This is a genomic window from Streptomyces sp. TLI_105 (assembly GCF_900105415.1).
In the GTDB taxonomy this organism is placed as follows: Bacteria; Actinomycetota; Actinomycetes; order Streptomycetales; family Streptomycetaceae; genus Streptomyces.
In genome coordinates, this window is record NZ_FNSM01000001.1 from 1,845,597 (window position 1) to 1,863,446 (window position 17,850).

13 protein-coding genes are annotated in these 17,850 nt (G+C 74.7%); 6 read left to right on the forward strand and 7 right to left on the reverse strand.

Annotation, left to right across the window (positions count from 1 at the left end; genetic code table 11):
- Nucleotides 1-118: 118 nt before the first annotated feature.
- Nucleotides 119-907, forward strand: coding sequence for a hypothetical protein (locus BLW86_RS08495; RefSeq protein WP_093873451.1), 789 nt, complete (start codon nucleotides 119-121; stop codon nucleotides 905-907).
- A 40-nt stretch (nucleotides 908-947) separates the two neighbouring features.
- Here BLW86_RS08495 and BLW86_RS08500 read toward each other — a convergent pair whose 3' ends face one another.
- Both BLW86_RS08500 and BLW86_RS08505 read right to left on the reverse strand, forming a co-directional pair.
- Nucleotides 948-2,600 carry a WD40 repeat domain-containing protein gene (locus BLW86_RS08500; protein WP_093873452.1) on the reverse strand — a complete coding sequence of 551 codons (1,653 nt, stop codon included), beginning with the start codon at nucleotides 2,598-2,600 and terminating at the stop codon, nucleotides 948-950.
- Nucleotides 2,601-2,792: 192 nt separating this feature from the next.
- Nucleotides 2,793-3,665 carry a GntR family transcriptional regulator gene (locus BLW86_RS08505; protein WP_093873453.1) on the reverse strand — a complete coding sequence of 291 codons (873 nt, stop codon included), beginning with the start codon at nucleotides 3,663-3,665 and terminating at the stop codon, nucleotides 2,793-2,795.
- A 193-nt stretch (nucleotides 3,666-3,858) separates the two neighbouring features.
- On the opposite strand from BLW86_RS08505, the gene BLW86_RS08510 reads away from it, so the two are divergent.
- Together BLW86_RS08510 and BLW86_RS08515 are read left to right on the forward strand one after the other, a co-directional pair.
- A complete protein-coding gene (locus BLW86_RS08510) occupies nucleotides 3,859-4,737 on the forward strand; it encodes a (2Fe-2S)-binding protein (RefSeq protein WP_093878572.1) in 879 nt (292 codons plus the stop codon).
- Between the two features lie 213 nt (nucleotides 4,738-4,950).
- Complete coding sequence (locus tag BLW86_RS08515; RefSeq protein WP_093873454.1) at nucleotides 4,951-6,063, forward strand: DUF2637 domain-containing protein; 1,113 nt, start codon at nucleotides 4,951-4,953, stop codon at nucleotides 6,061-6,063.
- 37 nt (nucleotides 6,064-6,100) lie between these two features.
- Here the strand turns inward: BLW86_RS08515 and BLW86_RS08520 are convergent, their stop codons facing one another.
- From BLW86_RS08520 to BLW86_RS08535, 4 genes are all read right to left on the reverse strand, one after another.
- Entirely contained in the window at nucleotides 6,101-6,505 is a 405-nt protein-coding gene (locus tag BLW86_RS08520; RefSeq protein ID WP_093873455.1) for an ATP-binding protein, read from the reverse strand.
- Between the two features lie 75 nt (nucleotides 6,506-6,580).
- A complete protein-coding gene (locus BLW86_RS08525; RefSeq protein ID WP_093873456.1) occupies nucleotides 6,581-8,323 on the reverse strand; it encodes a pyruvate dehydrogenase in 1,743 nt (580 codons plus the stop codon).
- A gap of 27 nt (nucleotides 8,324-8,350) precedes the next feature.
- Nucleotides 8,351-10,219, reverse strand: coding sequence for a protein phosphatase 2C domain-containing protein (locus tag BLW86_RS08530; protein ID WP_093873457.1), 1,869 nt, complete (start codon nucleotides 10,217-10,219; stop codon nucleotides 8,351-8,353).
- Between the two features lie 123 nt (nucleotides 10,220-10,342).
- Entirely contained in the window at nucleotides 10,343-14,110 is a 3,768-nt protein-coding gene (locus BLW86_RS08535) for a S8 family peptidase (RefSeq protein ID WP_093873458.1), read from the reverse strand.
- Between the two features lie 233 nt (nucleotides 14,111-14,343).
- On the opposite strand from BLW86_RS08535, the gene BLW86_RS08540 reads away from it, so the two are divergent.
- The 3 genes from BLW86_RS08540 to BLW86_RS08550 all read left to right on the forward strand — a co-directional run bounded on the left by BLW86_RS08540 (nucleotide 14,344) and on the right by BLW86_RS08550 (nucleotide 16,398).
- Nucleotides 14,344-15,327, forward strand: coding sequence for a helix-turn-helix transcriptional regulator (locus BLW86_RS08540; protein ID WP_093873459.1), 984 nt, complete (start codon nucleotides 14,344-14,346; stop codon nucleotides 15,325-15,327).
- 69 nt (nucleotides 15,328-15,396) lie between these two features.
- Nucleotides 15,397-15,831: a hypothetical protein gene (locus BLW86_RS08545; RefSeq protein ID WP_093873460.1), complete on the forward strand. Its 435-nt coding sequence runs from the start codon at nucleotides 15,397-15,399 to the stop codon at nucleotides 15,829-15,831.
- Between the two features lie 84 nt (nucleotides 15,832-15,915).
- Complete coding sequence (locus BLW86_RS08550) at nucleotides 15,916-16,398, forward strand: DUF456 domain-containing protein (RefSeq protein ID WP_093873461.1); 483 nt, start codon at nucleotides 15,916-15,918, stop codon at nucleotides 16,396-16,398.
- A 26-nt stretch (nucleotides 16,399-16,424) separates the two neighbouring features.
- Here the strand turns inward: BLW86_RS08550 and BLW86_RS08555 are convergent, their stop codons facing one another.
- Nucleotides 16,425-17,771, reverse strand: a complete 1,347-nt coding sequence (locus BLW86_RS08555; RefSeq protein ID WP_093873462.1) for a bifunctional transcriptional activator/DNA repair enzyme AdaA — start codon at nucleotides 17,769-17,771, stop codon at nucleotides 16,425-16,427.
- Nucleotides 17,772-17,850: the final 79 nt, after the last annotated feature.

Sequence of the window (17,850 nt, forward strand, 5' to 3'; positions counted from 1 at the left end):
GACTCTTGTGAAATTTTTCACCCGACCCCTTGGCCGGGTGCTCCCATCCGTGCTGAGATGCCGTCCTACTCAACAGCTCGATGGCGCGCTCGGGGAGGGCAATGTGGCGGATACCGCCATGTCTGGTTCCGAATCAAGGGGTGGCGAAGATCCGTCCCTCGCCTACGGCAAGGAGACACCCGTGGAGACCGCCATATGGCGGCTCCGCTCCCGAGGTTGCTGGACGGACGCGGCCGCGCTGCTCGCGCCGCACGCGTCCGAACCGGCGGCCGCACTCGAAAGGGCCGCGCTGCTCATCGAGCGCTGCCTCTACACCGAGAAGGGCTGGGCCGACGCCGAGGAGGCACTGAGGGCGGCCGAGGCCGTCGCCGGCACCGACGAGGAACGCGGGGCCGCGGCCTGCGAACGCGGCTATCTCGCCTACGCCTCCACGCTGTTGGGCGTACGCGACCGGGCCGACGAGGCCCGGATGGCGCTGGGCCGGGCGGCGGCGCTGATCAGTCCCTCCGCCGACGGCCGCCCCCTCCTGGACTTCCGGCGCGGGCTCGTCGCCCAGAACCTCGGCGACTCCCCGCAGGCGGCCCGCGCCGCGTACCGCAGGGCGCACGAGGGGGCGACCGCCCGGGGCGACGCGCTCCTGCTCTCCTTCACCTGGCGGCACCTCGCCGGACTCGCCCTGCGCGAGGGGGAGTTGGCGGAGGCACGGCACGGCTTCGCGGAGTCCCTGCGGATCCGCGAGGAGCTGGGCTACCTGGTCGGCACGGCCCCGGCGCTCACCGCCCTGGCGACCACGGAGACCGAGCCGGAGGCGGGCCGTCTGCGCGCCGAGGCCCGGCGCCTCTTCCAGTTGCTCGGCGGGGTGCCGACCTGGCTCTCGGCCCAGCTGACGCCCCGGGGCGCCACCTGAAGTCGCCCGTACGGGACGTCTTGTGACGTCCCGTCACGGGTCAGCTCCTCGGTGCGAGGCACACCAGGCTCTCGTCGGTGCCGACGAGCAGGGAGCCGGCGCCGGTGACCGCGACCGCGCGGACCGGGGGGCCCGGGCGGAAGGAGAGCGTCGGGCCGCCCTCCGGCCGGTGCAGTTCGACCAGGCCGTCGGCCCAGGCGGCGGCGACCAGCGGGCCGTGCGGGGTCTCGGTCGCGTGCAGGGAGACGACCGGCGAGGAGCGTTCGGCGAGGGGCTCGGGGCGCGCGGTGCTGCCCGGCGTCCAGAGCCGGACGCTCCCGTCCGCGCCGCCGGAGCAGACGAACGGGGCCTCGGACTCGACCGCAGCGACGGCCGTGACCCGGCCGCTGTGCGCGGCCGACTGGTGAAGGCCCGTCAGGCCGAAGGCGTGGACGGAGCCCAGCCGGTCCCCCACCACCACCGAGCCGGCGATCGCCGCGAGGGCCGTCCCCGGGTGGCGGGCCAGGGTCGCCGAGACCGCCTCGGTGAGCCGCTCCAGGTACGGGGGCCGGGGCGCCGTTCCCCGTACGGCGTGCAGCCGGCCCCGGTCGTCCAGGAGCAGCACCGTGCCGTCGGGCGCGGGCGCCAGCGCGGTGATCCGGCCGGGGACGGTGTGCGCGAGCCGGCCGGCCGGGCTCGCGTCGGCCTCGTGGAGCAGACGCACGGTGCCGGTGGGGTCGCCGACGAGGAGGGTTCCCTCCAGGGGGCCGCCCGCCGCGCCGAGCACGGTGACCGGGCCCGGCCAGGGCGGCGTCAGGTCGCCGCGGTGACGGGCCCACCGGACCCGCCACGGCGCGGCTTCCGCGAGATCGGCGAGCGCGGGGCGGAGCCGGGGGTCGGCGCCGTCGCCCAGAGCGGCGAGCAGGACCAACGCCCTGTCCGACGGGGCCTGTTCGCGGCAGAGCGACTGCCCGGCGCGCATCCAGGCGGTCCGGAGCCCGCCGTGCTCGTCGACGGCGCCCTCGCCGGGGCGGGCGGACGGCTCGGGCCCGTCGAGGGTGCCGGGCACCCCGGCGAGGGCGGCGCCGGTGACGTACGCCGTGGTGACGAGCAGCGGGTCGGCCGCGCAGACGGCGGCCGGGTCGGAGAGGTCCGGCAGCGGCGGGGCCGGCTCCGCCCGGGCGCCGTCGGCGGACTCGGGCCCGCCGTCCAGGTCGACGACGGCGATCCGGCGTTCGGCGCGCAGGACGGCCGGGGCCGGGGTGTCGCTCCGGGCCTCGACCACGAGGCGGATCCTCCCGACTCCGGCGAGCTCCGCGATGAGCCGGGTGAGCGCGGCGGGTTCGGCGGCGGCGTGGAGGTCCGCGAGGAGGAGGACGGCCCCGCCGGCGGGCCGCGGCTCGCTGGTGGCGAGGGCGTGGACGAGGTCGCCGGGCGACCGGGCCACGACACCGAGGCGGTCGGCGATCGTCCAGGCCGCGCCGAGGGCGCTCTGCCCGGCGAGCGGGACGAGCACCCGGGGCGTCCGGCGGCGGGAGCGTCCGGAGCGCGGGCCGTACGCGGCGAGCCAGCCGAGGAGGGCCGTCTTGCCGCTGCCCGGGGCACCGGTGACGAGACAGAGCCGGGGCGCCTCGGGATCGGTGAGCCAGCCGAGCAGCGCGGCGGCCTCGGCTTCCGTACCGCCCCATGCCGGGGACGGGCTCGCGGACGGCATGGGGACACCTCACGGGTGACGCGACACGGCAAACGGCTGACGCCTCCGACCTTAGCCGTCCGAACCGCGACCGGTACCCCACCGACGAAACCGCCTCACGAAGCGACGCGGAACACCGGAACCTCGCCGGGCCCACCGACCCCTCTCAGGCCGCCGCCGAGGCGGACGGGCCCGGGCGGAGCCGCGTGCCTCCTAGCACTCCGAGCCGGTGAAGTGCTCTCGTACCAGGGTCTGGACGACGGTGAGGTCCTGGGCGATCAGGGCGTCGAGCAGGGCGGTGTGCTCGGCGGCGTCGGCGACGAGGTCGCCGTGGCGGAGGGCGGGGGCGCTGATCAGGGGCCACTGCGAGCGGCGGTGGAGGTCGTCCGCGACGGCGAGCAGCTGCTCGTTCCCGGCGAGGGAGAGGACGGCCCGGTGGAAGGCCCGGTCGGTCTCGGCGTAGTGGGCGCGGTCGCCCTGGGCGGCGGCGGTCGCGGTGGCCTCGGCGAGCGGCCGGAGCTCGGCCCAGCGGGCGGCCGGGACCGTGCGGGCGAGCCGCAGCATGACGGGGACCTCGATGAGCGCGCGGACCTCGGCGAGTTCGGCGAGCTCGCGGGGGGTGCGCACGGTGACGCGGAAGCCGCGGTTCGGCACGACCTCGACGGCCCCCTCGACGGCTAGGCGCTGCATGGCCTCGCGGACGGGGGTGGCGGAGACGCCGAAGCGCTCGGCGAGGACGGGGGCGGAGTACACCTCGCCGGGGCGGAGTTCACCGCCGACGAGGGCGGTGCGGAGGGCTTCGAGGATCTGGCCGCGGACGGAGTGCCTGCGCACGGTGCGGGGGCCGGGGTCCGCCGGTTCGCCGTGGGTGTGCTCGCCACGGGCGTGCTCGGGGCCGCGGCCCGGCTCCGTGCCGCGCGTCTGCTCCGGGACCCGTACGGACTCCGTGTGCGGCGGCTCCGGACGTAGGGACGCCGTGCGGGCGGACTCCGGACGCGCCGGCTCCGGACGTACGGCCCCCGTGGCGTCGCCGAAGGGCGGGGACGGCCTCTCCGTCGCCCGCTCGCGCGCTGCGCCCTGCTCCACCCGGGTCCTCCTGCGGCCTCGTGCCGGGCCCCGCTCGCGTCGCCGGGGTCCTCTGTGCACCATAGGCGAACGGGCCGACATCCGGGGCATACGGGCTGCCCCGCAGGTGGGAGGGGTTCTCCGGCGGTGAGAGACCACCCCGAATCGGGTAAGGTAAGGCTAACCTGCCAACGCTCGCGATTCGGTGGTCCGCATGACCGTCCCCGCCCTGCTGCCCGCCCCGCCGCCCGCTCCCCTCACCTCGCCCGTCGCGGCCTCCTACGCCCGGCTCGCCGAGGTCTTCCCCGGCCTGCGGGCAGAGGAGCACGCCCGGGACGAGCGGCTGCCCAGCGGCGCGGGCTGGGTCGGCGCGGACGAGCTCGCGGTCGGCGGCCCCCGCCTCGACGCCTTCCTCGCCTGGGACGACGCGCAGGTGCTGCGGGACCACGGCACCCGGGCCCGCCCCGACGTCGTCGCGAGCTTCGGACTGCACCGGTACGCCTGGCCCGCCTGCCTCCTCGTCACCCTCCCCTGGTTCCTGGACCGCAGGGTGCCCCGCCTGCCCGTCCGGAACGTGGCCTTCCAGCGGGCGCTCGGCCGCATGGCGGTCCGGGTGGAGGAGTTCGCCTGCCTGCCGGGCGACCCCGCGGCCGCCCTCCCCGGCGCCCGGGTCGTCGCCGACGAGGAGGCGCTGCGCGCCGAGGTGCGCGCCTCGCTCGCCGAGCACTTCGAGGCCGTCCTCGACGGCTTCGGCCCCCGGATGCGGCGCGGCCGCCGGGCCCTGTGGGGGATGGCGACGGACGAGATCGTCGAGGGCCTCTGGTACGTCGCGGCCCTCCTCGGCGAGGAGCGGCGGGCGATGGCCGAGCTCGAACTCCTCCTGCCGGGCACCCCCAAGCCGTACGAGCCGTACGCGGGCGGGGCGGGCTTCCGCGAGCTGGCCGGCACCGAGGGGGCGGACGGCGCTCCGCACGCCACCCGCGACCGGGCCACGTGCTGCTTCTTCTACACGCTGCGCCCCGAGGACACCTGTCTCACCTGTCCGCGCACCTGTGACGCCGAGCGCGTCCGCCGACTGACCGCGACCGCCTGAGGCCCCCGGGACGCGGCCGCGATTACGCCACCCGTTCGGGTGACATGAATCGAACTCAAACCCCTTTCCCTGCACGGGTGTTCGAGCAGATCGCACCTATTCGTATGCCCCGCGCCCCCGATGGCGTGCTCTTGCCCCGAAACCCCTTGAGCACCCCGCGGGGTCGGCCAGTATGGGCCGCCAAACGCCCTACTGCGATGCAAGGGACACCGCATGAGACTGACCGACATATCGCTGGACTGGCTGCTTCCGGGCGGCGTGATGGTGGCCGGAGTCCTGACGGCGGTGGCGGTGCTCGCGCGCGGGAAGCGCGCCGGTGACCAGGCCGCGGCCGACGACTCCTGGGAACGCAGCGAGGAGCGCCGCAGACGCAAGGAGGCCGTCTACGGATTCGCCTCGTACGGGCTGCTCTTCCTCTGCGCGGCCGTCGCGGCGGCGCTCTCCTTCCACGGCCTCGTCGGCTTCGGCCGGCAGAACCTGAACCTCGCCGGGGGCTGGGAGTACCTCGTCCCCTTCGGCCTCGACGGCGCCGCCATGTTCTGCTCGGTGCTCGCGGTCCGCGAGGCCAGCCACGGCGACGCGGCCCTCGGCTCGCGCCTGCTCGTCTGGCTGTTCGCGGGCGCGGCGGCCTGGTTCAACTGGGTGCACGCACCGCGCGGCATGGGCCACGACGGCGCTCCGCACTTCTTCGCCGGCATGTCCCTCTCGGCGGCGGTCCTCTTCGACCGGGCGCTGAAGCAGACCCGCAGGGCCGCGCTGCGCGAGCAGGGCCTGGTGCCCCGCCCGCTGCCGCAGATCCGTATCGTGCGGTGGCTGAGGGCTCCCCGGGAGACCTTCGCGGCCTGGTCGCTGATGCTCCTGGAGGGCGTACGGACCCTGGACGAGGCGGTCGACGAGGTGCGCGAGGACCGGCGGGAGAAGGAGCAGAACCGGCTCCGCCGGCGCGACCAGGTCAAGCTGGACCGGGCGAGGCTCAAGGCGATCAACCGTCAGCACCGTGCCTTCGGGCTCGGCCGCGGCGGTGGTCGCCAGGTCGAGATGGCGGCCCTCGGCACCTCGTCCGGTACGGGTACCGGCCCGGGTGCGGGCGGCGGTTCGGGCTCCGCGACGACGGCCGTGCAGGCCGCCGTCGCGGAGCCCGCCATAGCGGACCCCGGACAGCTGCCGCTTCGACCCCGGCCCTCCCTGCAAGCCGTGAGGGGCGATGAGCCCCGCCCCGGCGAGTCCCGGACGGTGGACCTCACCGCCGAGGACGACACCCAGGCGCTGCCCCGTCTCGACTCCCTGGAGCGCAAGCTCAAGGATCTGGAGCAGCAGTTCGGCTGAGCGGGGGAACAGGAAGGAAATCGGCGGGGCCGCCTCTTCAGGCGGCCCCGCCGTTCAGTTCGAACCACACCACCTTGCCCACCCCGTTCTCCTCGACCCCCCAGGAGTCGGCGAGGGCCTGGACGAGGACGAGTCCCCGGCCGTGCGTACCGTCGTCGGCGGGCGGTGCGTGCGGCTGCTTGAGTCCGGGCACGAAGTCGCGGACCTCGACCCTCAGCTGCTCGGGGACGACCGTCGCGGTCACGACGGCCCCGTGCTCGGTGTGGACCAGGGCGTTGGTCACCAGTTCGCTGGTGAGCAGTTCGGCCACGTCGGAGGCGCCCGGTCCGCCCCACCTCCGCAGCAGTTCACGCAGGGCATGCCGTACCTCCGGCACCGCGGTGAGATCGGCGCATCCCACCTTTCTGAGCAGTTGAGTCGGCTGTCGTGCCTCCCCGGCCATATCCCCCACCCACAGGTCGCGTCGAACAGGCTCACGGAGATGCATGCCCCACATCACCGTCCGCATTCATGAGGGTCAGGGCCGCGGGACGTTGCGCAGGTTGGAACGGGCCATCTGGAGCATCCGGCCCACGCCGCCGTCCAGGACGATCTTGCTGGCGGAGAGCGCGAAGCCGGTCACCATGTCGGCGCTGATCTTCGGCGGGATGGAGAGCGCGTTCGGGTCGGTGACGACGTCGACCAGGGCCGGCCCCTTGTGTCTGAAGGCGTCCTTGAGGGCGCCCGCGAGCTGCTTGGGCTTCTCGACCCGGACGCCGTGGGCCCCGGCGGCACGGGCGATGGCGGCGAAGTCGGGGTTCTTGTTCGTCGTCCCGTACGAGGGGAGCCCGGCGACCAGCATCTCCAGCTCGACCATGCCCAGCGAGGAGTTGTTGAAGAGGACGACCTTCACGGGCAGGTCGTACTGGACGAGGGTCAGGAAGTCGCCCATCAGCATCGAGAAGCCGCCGTCGCCGGAGAGCGAGACGACCTGGCGGTTCCGGTCCGTGAACTGGGCGCCGATCGCCTGCGGCAGGGCGTTCGCCATGGAGCCGTGGCTGAACGAGCCGATGATCCTGCGCCGCCCGTTGGGCGAGAGGTAGCGGGCCGCCCAGACGTTGCACATGCCCGTGTCCACGGTGAACACGGCGTCGTCGGCGGCGAGGTCGTCGAGGACGGAGGCGACGTACTCGGGGTGGATCGGGACGTGCTTCTCGACCTTGCGGGTGTAGGCCTTGACGACGCCCTCCAGCGCGTCGGCGTGCTTCTTCAGCATCTTGTCGAGGAAGCGGCGGTCGGTCTTCTCCCGGACCCGCGGGATCACACAGCGCAGCGTCTCGCGGACGTCCCCCCAGACGGCCAGGTCGAGCAGGGAACGGCGGCCGAGGTGCTCGGGCCGGACGTCCACCTGCACGATCTTGACGTCGTCGGGCAGGAAGGCGTTGTACGGGAAGTCGGTGCCGAGCAGGATCAGCAGGTCGCACTCGTGGGTGGCCTCGTAGGCGGCGCCGTATCCGAGCAGACCGCTCATGCCGACGTCGTACGGATTGTCGTACTGGATCCACTCCTTGCCCCGCAGGGCGTGGCCGACCGGCGCCTTGACCCGCTCGGCGAACTGCATCACCTCCGGGTGCGCCCCCGCCGTGCCGCTGCCGCAGAACAGCGTCACCCGGTCGGCGGCGTCGATCATCCGGACCAGGGCGTCGATCTCGGCGTCACCCGGGCGGACGGTGGGCCGGGTGGTGACGAGCGCGGTCTCCACCGCCTTCTCCGGGGCCGGCTCGGAGGCGATGTCGCCGGGCAGCGAGACGACGCTGACGCCGCCGCGGCCGACGGCGTGCTGGATCGCCGTCTGGAGCAGCCGGGGCATCTGCTTCGGGTTGGAGATCATCTCGCTGTAGTGGCTGCACTCGCGGAACAGCTGGTCGGGGTGGGTCTCCTGGAAGTAGGAGAGGCCGATCTCGCTGGACGGGATGTGCGAGGCGAGGGCGAGGACCGGGGCCATGGAACGGTGGGCGTCGTACAGGCCGTTGATGAGGTGCAGATTGCCCGGACCGCAGGAGCCCGCGCAGGCGGCGAGGCCGCCGGTGATCTGGGCCTCGGCGCCCGCGGCGAAGGCGGCGGTCTCCTCGTGCCGCACCTGGATCCAGTCGATCCCGCGGGTACGGCGGATCGCGTCGACCACCGGGTTCAGGCTGTCGCCGACGACGCCGTACAGGCGCCGCACGCCGGCGCGCACGAGGATGTCCACGAACTGTTCCGCCACGTTCTGTTTGGCCATGGCTCCATCAACACACGGCCCGGCGGGTTACGCCTCCCAGACGGCCACCCCCGTACGGTCGTCGGCGTAACCGGTCACCCTCAGCTGGGTGTCGGCGAGGAAGGCGGCGAGGCCGGGCGGCTCGGCGTCGGCCCAGCGGGCGGCGAGCTCGTGGGCGAGGGCGGGTTCGCCGCGCATCGGCTCGGCGAGTCCGGGCGAGGCGAGGAGCAGGGTGTCACCCGGGCGGGCCACGGACGCGCGGAAGCGGAACGGCTCGGCGGGCGGCGGCACGGGCTCCTCGACGAGCGGCGGCGCGGTGGTGATGCCGAGGTCCATGGTGAGCCTGTCCCCCTCCTCGGTCGCCTCCGGGACGGGCGGCGGCGAGCCGAAGCCGACGACGGGGGCGCCGGTGACGGCGGCCGGTTCGGGCAGGAGGGGTTCGAGGTCCTGCCAGGAGCCGTCGCGGAGCCGGAAGAGACCGCCGCCGCCGATGCCGAAGAAGACACGGGTGCGGCACTCGGGGTCGGCGGGGACGAGGAGGCAGCGGAGGGTCGCGGTGTACTCCTCGGGGGCGAGGCCCCGCTCGGCGGCGCGGGCCCGCAGCTTGCCGTATGTCCGGTCGGTGAGCCGGTGGAGGCCGGACTTGAGGTCGCCCCGGCGGCCGGACCTGATGTCCTCGGAGAGCCGGGCGTGGCTGCGGCAGACGGCCTCGGCGATCCAGTGGCAGGCGTCGGCGGCGGCGAGGTGGGCGTCCTCGGCGGCGCGGGAACCCGCGGCGACGGCGACGAGGACGAGCGCGGTCTCGTCGTGGCCGAAGCGGGCGGTGAGCAGGGCGTCCCGGCGGGGCTCGCCCCGGAAGCGGGCGGAGTCGCCGCGTACGGAGGCGGCGCGCAGGGTGCAGGTGCCGTAGCGGGCGCCGTCGAGGACGGTGTCGGCGACCAGTTCGGCGAGCTCGCCGGGGCGGGCGACTGGCAGCGCGGTGGGCTCGGCCTCGTAGGTGGGCGGTCTGCTGCCGATGAACCCGCTCCTCGGGCGGGGCACGGACACGGGCACGGGCACGGGCACGGGCACGGGCACCTCGACGGTGAGGTCGGGGCCGGGTTCCGGCTCCTCGGGAGCAGCCTCCTCGGGCAGCGGCACCTGAACGGTGGGCGTCTCGACGGGCGCGGCAACCGGCGGAGGCGGCGGGGCCGGGAACGTCCGCGGCCCGCCCCCCTCGGGCGCCTCCCAGGGCGCCGAACCGGGCACGGGGGGCACCTGCCGGGACACGGGCGGCGCGGGGGGCGCGCTCGACGCGGAGGCCACGAGGGGCACGCTCGGCGCGGAGGCCACGGGCGGCTCGGGAGTCACGGACGGCCGGGACGGAAGGAGCGGCACGCTCGGCGCGGGAGCCACCGGCGGCACGGGCGGCACGCTCGCCGCGGAGGCTGCGGAGGGCGCGGAGGCCGCGGGCGGCGCCGGGACTGCGGGGGGCGCGGGTGGCGCGGGCGGCGCCGGGGTCACGGGCGGCGCAGGGACCGCGGGGGCCACGGGCGGCGCCGGGGGCGCGGGGGCCACGGGCGGCGCCGGGGGCGCGGGTGAAGCGCCCGGCGCGGGTGGCGCCGGGCGCTTCGGCGGCTCCGGGGGGCCGCTCGGCCTGGGGGCCGACGGGGGCGCCGGCGATGTGGGCGCCGTGGCCCCGGACGGTGCCGGGGGCGGACCGGACGGCACGGGTGCCGTGGCCCGGGCCGGCGGCGCGGCCTCCGGGTCCGGCTTCGGCGCCCGGTCCGCCCGGTCCGTCCGGTCCGTCCGGGTCGGCGTCGCGCGGGGTGTCGTGTCGAAGTGGTCGTCGAGCGTGTCACCCGAGACCGTCGGGGCCGTGTCCGGCGCCGACTCGTCGTAGAGCTTGTCCCACCAGTTGTCCCCCTGCTGAGTCATGCCCTTATTGTCCACCGCTCGCGGCGCCCGAAAACGGGACATCAGGAAAACCGTTGCTGCAAATGGGTGGTCCGCCGGGCGACCCCACCCCCCACGGGAAGGACGCCCGGCGGACCGGCGTGATCAGCGCACGTCGTAAGCGCGGACCACGGTCTGGGTGACGGAGTTGCCGTCGGCGTCCGTCAGTTCGGCCTTCAGGGTGACCTGCTTGCCGGTCGCGCCCGCGTGGTTCACGGTCGCGGTCCAGCCGCCGCCCTGCTGAGAGACCCGCGCTTCGGTCCAGGTCGTACCGCCGTCGTAGGAGTACGAGAGCTTCACCGAGGTGAGCGCCGCGGGGGTGTAGCCCGCGTGACCGGTCGCGGTGAGGCCGATGTGCTGGCCGTCGGTCGCGGTGAGGGTCTTGAGTCCGTCCTCCGGAAGGTCGTACCGGGGGAAGAGAATCGGGATGCCCTGAGAATAGACGCTCTCATCGAGCTTGGAGGTGAATTTCCACACCGAGTTGACGGACGTGGAGCGGGCCCACACCTTGCTGCCGATCTTCATGGTGTTCTGTTCGAGCGTGTACGTACCGGCTTCGGCGGGCACCTCGAAGACGCCGGACGGCCAGCTGCTCTCGCCGAGGAGCTCGCCGTCGCGGCTCAGGCGCAGGTTGCCGATGTCGCCGAAGGAGCCGGGCTCGGCGTGGTGGGTGCGGTCGCCCCACATGGCGTCGGCGAAGCCGATGAGGTTGCCCTGCCGCTCGGAGACGAGGACCGGCTTCCCGGTGGTGTCGCGCGGCGCCGTGGGGGCGATGACGCCGTCGTACCACTTCTCGGTGCGCTTCTCGCCGGGCGTGTACGCGTGCCGGGCGCCGATCATGAGCTCCCCGAACGGGAAGCTGCTGTTGACCATCTGCTGCCAGGCGGTGTCACCGGCGGAGTAGTACTCGGTGCGGGTGCCGGGCGCCGGGACGGTCTCGAGCGAGCCGAAGGAGACGCCGACGCCGTTCGGGCGGTAGGCGGCCGGGAAGTCCGTGAAGTCCGTGGTGACGCCGGCCGAGCCGTAGGTCGATTCGGTGCGGCCCAGCCGGGAGTCGCGGACCCGGTAGTCCTTGTCGTCGCGGATCGCGCCGGTCTCGGGGAAGGCGAGGTTGTAGAGGTAGGGGCTCTTCGCGGTGGCCCGCCAGTCGAGGGCGACCTCGCCGGCCGCCAGCTTGCCGAGGAGCGCGGTGGCCTCCGTGGAGGGGACGGAGAGGACGGGGAGGCCGAGGCCGGTGAAGCCTCCGGCCGGGTACCAGCGGCCGGGGGCCTGGTGGTACGTGACGACGGCGACGGCGCCGGCGGCCTTGGCGTTGCGGGCGAGGGTGCTCGCGTTGGTGGAGTCGTCCGGGAGTCGGACGAGGGCGATGCGGCCCTGGACCCCGGCGGCCTTGAGCTCGTCCGGCGTGCCCGTTCCGGCGTCGACGAGGCGGGCGGAGCCGGTGCCGTCGAGGTTGTCGGAGCCGGTGGAGGCGGTGAGGGGGTGGAGGGTCAGGCCGTCGTTCGTGCGCAGCGAGGTGACCTGCGGGGCGGCGGCCCGCCAGTAGCTGCCGAACTCGAAGTCGCCCTCGTCGGCCGCGCCTTCGACCGAGGCGTAGTAGCCGCGGATGGTGCGCGGTCCCGCGGCGGTTCCGGCGTGCAGCCAGAAGTCGTCCCAGGAGCGGGCGAACGCGAGGGTGGCGCCGCGGAGTTCGGAGGCCCGGTCGGTGCTCACCGACAGCTTGTGGGCCTTGCGGGCGTCGAGGACGACCGTGGTGTCCTTCTTCAGCTCCACCTGCGGGCGGCCGAGGTAGCTGAGCGAGTCGTTCAGCGTGGCGCCCTCGCCCGCGTCGGGCGTGGTGACGAAGGAGGAGAGGAAGTAGCTGCCGGGGCGCAGGCGGTAGACCTGGTCGGCGGCCCCGTCGTTGAAGCGGCGCTCGCCGGTGGCGTCGTCGGTGCCGATGACATCGAGGGAGGAGGCGCCGGAGGCGGGCGCCCCCTGACGGTCGATCAGCTTGACGCGCAGGGTGACGGTCTCGGGCTCCACGTACAGCGAGAACGGGGTGGAGACGTGGACGCCGCCCTCACCGGTGGCGACGACGCGGCCGGTGACGTCGCCGTACTGGGCGCGCTCCAGGCGGGCGTCGGGGTCGAGGTCGAGCGGGACCTCGACGGTGGCGCCGGCCGGGACGGTGACGGTGCGCTTGCCGAGGCGGGCGACGGTCGACCGGACGGCGGAGCCGTCGTTGCCGGTGACCTTCTCGACGGCGAGGTTCAGGGTGACCGGTGCGTCGGAGGTGTTGGTGTACGGCACGGAGACCGTGGTGCGGTCGCTCTTGCCCTGCGGCCAGGCGAAGGTGCCGCCCTGGACGGCGGGGGCGCCGAGGACCGTCTGGTCGATCGCGGCCTTGACGTCGAGGCGGCCGCCGCCGACCTCGCGGACGTCGCCGGGGACCGCGCTGTCGGCGGAGGCGACGAGCGCGGACTTGACCTGCTGGGCGGTCCAGTCGGGATGGCGCTGCTTGACGATGGCGGCGGCGCCCGCGACGTGCGGGGTGGCCATCGACGTACCGGACATGGACTGGTAGGCGTAGACGCCCCGGCCGCCGGCCGCCGCGGCGGAGATGCCGACGCCGGGCGCGGCGATCTCGGGCTTGAGGGTGTGGTTCACGATCGTCGGGCCGCGGCTGGAGAACCACGCGGTGGAGTCGTCGCGGTCGGTGGCGCCGACGGTGAGCACGCCGGGCGCGCAGCCGGGCGAGGAGACGGTGTCGAGCGCGGGGCCCGAGTTGCCGGCGGCGATGACGAACAGCGTGCCCTCGTTCCGGGCGAGTTCCTCGGCCGCGACGCTCATCGGGTCGGTGCAGTCGGTGGGTACGGGGCTGCCGAGGCTCATGGAGACGACGTCGGCGCCCTGCGCGACGGCCCATTCCATGCCCGCGATGATCCAGGAGGCGGCGCCGGAGCCGGAGTCGTTGAGGACCTTGCCGTTGAGGAGGTCCGCGCCGGGGGCGACGCCCTTCTTCTTTCCGCCGCTCGCGGCGCCGGAGCCGCCGACGGTGGAGATGGTGTGGGTGCCGTGGCCCTGGTGGTCGTCGGTGGTGTCGGAGTCGGTGAAGTTCTCCGAGGCGACGATGCGGCCCTTGAGGTCGGGGTGCTCGGCGTCGGCGCCGGTGTCGAGGACGGCGACCTTGGTGCCCTTGCCGTCGTAGCCGGCGGCCCAGGCCTCGGGGGCGTGGATCTGCCGGGTCGACTGCTCCAGGGTGGCCTCGACCTTGCGGTCGAGCCAGAGCTTCTTCAGGCCGGAGGCGGAGCGGGCGGCCGGGGCGGCGATGTCGGCCCAGAAGGTGGCGGCCTGCTTCTTCTCCGCCTTGAGCGCGACGCCGTCGACGGCCTTGAGGACCTGGCCGCGCCGGGCGCCGCGGGGGGCGGCGGGGACGGAGCGGGCGAGGTCGGAGCCGTAGACGGCGATGAGGGGCAGCGTGGTGGTGGCGGCGTCGTCGTAGCCCTGGCGGATCAGGCCGGTGACGTTGAAGAGTTCCTCGTCGACGCGTCCGGCGGCGAGCGCGGCGGTGGCGTCCTCGGGGTAGACGTACAGGTCCTGTCCGGAGCGGCGGGTCTGGACCAGCGGGACCGTCCCGTCCTCGCGGGGCAGGGCCGTGGCCGCCGGGTTCCCTTCGGCGTCCCGGGTGACCAGGACGCGGTCGCCGGTGACCAGGGTCACCGTGGCGGTCCTGGTTCCGTCGTCGGCGCGGGCCGAGGCCTCGCTGCCGACCAGCGGTCGCTTGCCGGCCGTGTCGTCCTGCGGCTCATCGGCCATGGACGGCGCGACCGCGGTGACGGCCAGGGCGACGGCGGTCGCCGCCCCCAGGGCCGTACGCGAAATCGGGCGCATCGCTCTCCCCATCTGAATCCGGAAAAAGGGCATAAAGTGCCCTCTGCCGGAGGCTGTTGGTGCTGCGGTGGCGCCACATTGGCAGAGGTGAGGGCGGTACAGGGATGATGGGAGAGGCGGGAATACGCCGTGGCCGTTTCCCGCCAGGTCACCAACGGAACGAATGCCTCCGGTGCATGTCCCTGGAAGATCCGGGACCGCCCGCCGGAGGTGCGGCGAGGGGTGGGGCATCCATGCTGGGAGCGATAGGGCTCGACGAACGTCAGGAGTCCGCGTACCGCGCCCTGGTCGCGCTGGGCGCGGCCGAGGTCACCGATCTCGCGCACCGGCTCGCGCTGCCCGAGCAGGACACCGAGCGGGCGCTGCGCCGTCTGGAGTCGCAGGGGCTCGCGGCCCAGTCCTCGGCCCGCACCGGCCGGTGGGTCGCGGCGCCGCCCGGGGTCGCGCTCGGCGCGCTGCTCACCCAGCAGCGGCACGAGCTGGAGCAGGCCGAACTGGCGGCCAAGCTGCTCGCCGAGGAGTACCGGGCGGAGGCCGCGGAGGCGGCCGTGCACGACCTGGTGGAGGTCGTGGTCGGCGCGAGCGCGGTGACCCATCGCTTCCTCCAGCTCCAGCTGGGCGCCCAGGAGGAGGTCTGCGCCCTGGTGACGGGCAAGCCGATCGCGGTCTCCGGTCTGGAGAACCACGCCGAGGAGCAGGCTGCCGGGCGCGGGGTCCGCTACCGGGTGGTGATCGAGCGCGAGGTGCTCACGCTCCCGTCGGGGCTGCTCGAACTCTCCGCGGCGCTCGGCCGCGAGGAGCGGATCCGGGTCGCCGACCGGGTCCCCACGAAGCTGGTCGTCGCCGACCGGTCCCTGGCCATGGTCCCGCTGACCGGCCGGGGCGCCGAGCCGGCGGCGATCGTCGTGCACGCGAGCGGGCTCCTCGAATCGCTGATGGGCCTCTTCGAGTCGGTGTGGCGGGAGGCGCTGCCGCTGCGGCTCGGGGCGGGCGCGCAGATCACGGAGGACGAGGCGCCGGGCCCGGACGCGATGGACCTGGAGATCCTGTCGCTGCTGCTCGCCGGGATGACGGACGCGAGCGTGGCCAAGCAGCTGGATCTGGGGCTGCGGACCGTGCAGCGGCGGGTGAAGGGGCTGATGGAGCTGACGGGGGTGACGACCCGGCTGCAGCTGGGCTGGCACGCCTACGAGAAGGGCTGGGTCGCCCGCGGCTGACGCGGGGGCGTATGGAAAGGTGAGCGGCCGATTCCGCTTGCCCCTTCACCCTCCAGGAGCTCCGCCCCCATGAACGGACGACGCCGTCGCGCCCTGCTGACCGCCGTGACCCCGATGCTGGAGCCCGGGGAGCGGGTCGAGGTGACGTGCGTCGTCAACCTGAGCACGGTCTCCGTACGCCGGACCGCCGCGTTCGGCGTGGCCTCGGCCGTCCTCAGCGGCGGCGCGATGGCGGTCATACCGACGCCGGTCCCGATGTACCTGGCGATGACCGACCGCCGGCTCTTCGTCTTCCGGGCGGATCCGGTGTTCGCCAAGCCGGTCGAGCACACCATGACGATCCCGCGCGACGGCCTGGTCCGCTCGGCGATCAAGGAACGGATCCTGAACTCCTCCTTCGTCCTCTCCTCGCCGTACGGCGAGACCGCCCTGAAGATCATCTTCCCGCTGATCAGCCGCAAGGAGCGGAACCTCGTGGCCGCCGCCCTGCCCCCGGCGGCCTGACCCCGGCGGCCCGCCCCTCCCGCCGCTTACCCCGTCCGCCCCGCGCGACCTGCGGAGATCCCGGTCGTCGTGCACGCTGGCAACGTGGGTGTGTGGCAGCTCCTGATGATCGGGACGGTGATGCTGCTCGGCCTGTTCGGGGTGCTCGCGCCCGGCGTGCCGGGGACGTGGCTGGTGTGGGCGGCGATGCTCTGGTGGGCGCTGCACGAGCGCACGGACCTGGCCTGGATCCTGCTGGCCTCCTCGACCGGCCTGCTGCTCCTCACCCAGGTGATCGTCTGGCAGCTGCCGCCGCGCCGTCTCAGGGGCGTCGGCATCACCCGGCGCATGGTGACGTACGCGGGGGTGGGCGCCGCCCTGGGCTTCGTCCTGATCCCGGTGGTCGGCGCGATCCCCGGCTTCGTCGGCGGGATCTACCTCTCGGAGCGGCTCCGCCTCGGCGGCCACGGCCAGGCCAGGGCGGCGACCCGGACGGTGATGCGGGCGGCCGGCACGAGCGTGCTCGTCGAGCTCTTCGCCTGCCTGCTGGTCGTGGGCGCCTGGGCGGCCGCGGTGATCTGGGGCTGAGGGCGGGTTATGGGGCTGAGGGCGGGTTAGGGGGTGCTCGCGCCCAGGTAGCGCGCCGCGTAGGAGCGCCAGGGACGCCACTCCTCCGCCTCCGGGGCGCCCCTCGGGGGCACGTCGGGGTCGCCGAGGGCCCGCATCCGGATCAGCGCGGCGGCCTCGGCGGTCACGCCGGGGACGGTGAGCAGGGCGCGCTCGGCCTCGTCGCGGTCGGCGCCGGGGTCGAGGCGTACGGCTCCGTCGGCGAGGGCACGGGCCAGCGGCCCCGCGACGGGGTGCTCCGTCAGGGCGGCGGGCTCCGGGAAGACATGGGTGAGGGCTCCGCAGGCGGTGGCCAGCGGGGTGCCGTGGAGTGCGACGAGGCGGGCCGACTCCTCGGCGCCGAGGACCGTCCGCAGCGCGAACTCCTCGGGCTCGGCCGTGCCCGGGGAGCGCACGCCCGGCCGGGCCGCCACCTCGGCGGCGAGCGCGGGGGCCGCCCCGAGGCGCTCGGCGACCGCGTACGGGTCGGCGTCCAGGTCGAAGAGCCGGCGCAGCCGGTGCACGGCAGTGGTCAGGTCGCGCAGCTCGGTCAGGTGGATCCGGGCCTCCAGCCAGCGCCCGCCGGAGCGCTCGTCGACGGAGACGACGCCGGTGCCGTACGGGAGGCGGAGCGTGCGCCGGTAGGTGCGGGCGCCGGGAGCGCCGACGACCTCCTCCACCCGGGGCACGGCCTCGGCGGCGAGCAGGTCGAAGACCTCGCCGGCCGCGTACGGCCCCCGGTGGGCGAGCCGCAGCGGCACCCCGGCGGCGAGCGCGGTACGGGCTCCCGCGCCGCTGCCCGCCTCGGCGCGCAGGGCGGTGGGGGTGCGGGCGTAGACGGCGCGGATCGTCTCGTTGAACTGGCGGACGCTGGCGAATCCGGCCGCGAAGGCGATCTCGGTGACGGGCAGTCCCGTGGTCTGGAGCAGCAGCCGCGCGGTGTGCGCCCGCTGGGCGCGGGCCAGTGCGACCGGACCGGCGCCCAGCTCGGCGGTGAGCTGGCGCTGCACCTGCCGGGGGCTGTAGCCGAGCCGGCCGGCGAGGCCGGGCACGCCCTCGCGGTCGACGACGCCGTCGCCGATCATCCGCATGGCGCGCCCCACGACGTCGGCCCGGACGTTCCACTCGGCGGAGCCGGGCACGGCGTCCGGCCGGCAGCGGCGGCAGGCACGGAAGCCGTGGCCCTGGGCGGCGGCGGCCGTGGGGTAGAAGGAGACGTTCTGCCGCTTGGGGGTGACGGCGGGGCAGCTGGGACGGCAGTAGATGCCGGTGGTCCGGACGGCGAAGAAGAACTCTCCGTCGAACCGCGCGTCCCTGCTGCTGACCGCCTCGTAGCGGGTGTCGTCGTCCCTCATGGCTCCCAGTGTGCGGGAGCCGTTCCCGCCCGGCTCGCGGTTTTCGGACACCGCGCTGCGGGCGGGGACGGGCGCCTTG

Bases quoted from the DNA above. Each gene is read 5' to 3' on its own strand.
- BLW86_RS08495 (WP_093873451.1), top strand. From the start codon at position 119: ATGTCTGGTTCCGAATCAAGGGGTGGCGAAGATCCGTCCCTCGCCTAC.
- BLW86_RS08500 (WP_093873452.1), bottom strand. From the start codon at position 2,600: ATGCCGTCCGCGAGCCCGTCCCCGGCATGGGGCGGTACGGAAGCCGAG.
- BLW86_RS08510 (WP_093878572.1), top strand. From the start codon at position 3,859: ATGACCGTCCCCGCCCTGCTGCCCGCCCCGCCGCCCGCTCCCCTCACC.
- BLW86_RS08515 (WP_093873454.1), top strand. From the start codon at position 4,951: ATGAGACTGACCGACATATCGCTGGACTGGCTGCTTCCGGGCGGCGTG.
- BLW86_RS08520 (WP_093873455.1), bottom strand. From the start codon at position 6,505: ATGGCCGGGGAGGCACGACAGCCGACTCAACTGCTCAGAAAGGTGGGA.
- BLW86_RS08525 (WP_093873456.1), bottom strand. From the start codon at position 8,323: ATGGCCAAACAGAACGTGGCGGAACAGTTCGTGGACATCCTCGTGCGC.
- BLW86_RS08530 (WP_093873457.1), bottom strand. From the start codon at position 10,219: ATGACTCAGCAGGGGGACAACTGGTGGGACAAGCTCTACGACGAGTCG.
- BLW86_RS08535 (WP_093873458.1), bottom strand. From the start codon at position 14,110: ATGCGCCCGATTTCGCGTACGGCCCTGGGGGCGGCGACCGCCGTCGCC.
- BLW86_RS08540 (WP_093873459.1), top strand. From the start codon at position 14,344: ATGCTGGGAGCGATAGGGCTCGACGAACGTCAGGAGTCCGCGTACCGC.
- BLW86_RS08545 (WP_093873460.1), top strand. From the start codon at position 15,397: ATGAACGGACGACGCCGTCGCGCCCTGCTGACCGCCGTGACCCCGATG.
- BLW86_RS08555 (WP_093873462.1), bottom strand. From the start codon at position 17,771: ATGAGGGACGACGACACCCGCTACGAGGCGGTCAGCAGCAGGGACGCG.